General features: G+C 72.3%; 1 protein-coding gene. It reads left to right on the top strand.

What is annotated here, in order from left to right:
• On the top strand, positions 1 to 1,798 hold a 1,798-nt coding region (locus ACZ56E_RS40630), incomplete at both ends, for a condensation domain-containing protein (protein ID WP_471222000.1).

Below are 1,798 nucleotides of genomic sequence, written 5' to 3'. Positions count from 1 at the left end.
AGCGGGCTCTGCCCGCCCCGGAGCAGGACGCCTTCGCCCGCGGCGCCTACATCGCCCCGCGGACCGAGGCCGAGGAGCGGGTGGCCGCCGTCTGGGCCGACGTTCTGGGCCTGGACGAGGTCGGCGTCGAGGACTCGTTCTTCGACCTGGGCGGTGACTCCATCCGCGCCGTCTCCCTCGTCGGTGCCCTGCGTACCGCCGGGTTCGAGACCACCATGCAAGAGGTGTTCGCGACGCGTACGGTCGCCGCGATGGCCGAGCGGCTCGCCGATCGCGGTGGCCACGGCGGCCCGGAGGCCGTCGAGCCGGTCAAGCCGGTCGAGCCGTTCGCACTGCTCGCCGACGAGGACCGGGCCAAGCTGCCGGAGGGCGTGGCGGACGCCTACCCGCTGACCCAGGCGCAGACGGGCATGGTCGTCGAGATGCTCACCAAGGGCGGCGCCCGCAGCTACCACAACGTGGCCTCGCTGCGCGTACGGGACGAGGAGTTCTCCCTCGACGCACTGCGCGCGGCCCTGGCCGTCCTGGCCGGGCGCCACGACGTGCTGCGCACGTCGATCGACCTGGAGACGTACTCCGCGCCCCTCCAGCTCGTCCACGCGGCCGCCGAGATCCCGGTGACGGTCGAAGACCTGACCGCCCTCGGCGCCGACGAGGCGGAGCGGACGCTGCGGGCCTTCGTGGCGGCCGAGAGCGAGAACGCCTTCGACCTGGTCGAGGCCCCGCTGATGCGGGTCGCCGTGCACCTGTGCGCGGACGGCGGCTGGCAGTTCACCGTCACCGAGGCGCACGCCATCATCGACGGCTGGAGCTACCACTCCCTCATCGCCGAGCTGGTCACCTGCTTCCGGCAGCTCCGCGACGGGCGCGAGCCCGACGCCTGGACGCCGCCCGCGGTGCGCTTCGCCGACGCCGTGGCGGGCGAACTCGCCGCGCTGCGGAGCCCGGACGACCGTGCCTACTGGCAGGGCGTCGTCGACGGCTACGCCAAGTTCGGACTGCCCGCGGGGTGGGCCGACGCGCCGGACAGCGCACGGGAGCAGTACGAGATCGAGGTCGGCTACGAGGACCTGGCTGACGCGCTGAGGTCGCTGGCCGCGACGTCCGGCGCGGCGGTGAAGAGCGTCGTGCACGCGGCCCACCAGAAGGTGGTGAGCATGCTCACCGACGAGCCCGTCTTCCACACCGGCCTCACCTGCCACATCCGCCCCGAGATCACGGGCTCCGAGCGGGTCCCCGGCATGTACCTCAACGTGCTGCCCTTCGCGGCGGACCGCACCGCACGCACCTGGCGCGAGCTGGTGCGGCAGGTCTTCGACCGGGAGACGGAGCTCTGGGAGCACCGCATGTTCCCGATGCCGACGATCCAGCGGGAGCTGGCCGACGACGAACGGCTCATCGACGTCCACTTCAGCTACCAGGACTTCCGGGCGGCCGAGGAAGCGGTGGCCGACGACGGCCGGGGCACGGTCGACATCGCGGCCAGCATGGGCGCGAGTTCGAACGAGTTCGCCCTGTTCGTCGTCGCGGGCCCGGACCGGCTCAAGGTGATCACGCACACCCACGCGGTGAGCCGGGTCAACGGCGAGCGGGTGGCCCGGATGTTCCGCTCGGTCCTCGAAGCGATGGCCGCCGCACCGGACGACGGCGTCGACGACGCCTCCCTCCTCCCGGCCGCCGAGTTGCACCAATTGGTGACCGAGTGGGCGGTCGGTCCTCGTGTCGAGGTCGAGGACGTGTGTCTGCACGAGTTGGTGGAGCGGCAGGCGGTTGTGGTTCCGGATGCGGTGGCCGTGGT

The organism is Streptomyces sp. NPDC039480 (genome assembly GCF_055597165.1).
This window is presented reverse-complemented; position numbering and strand designations above follow the sequence as displayed.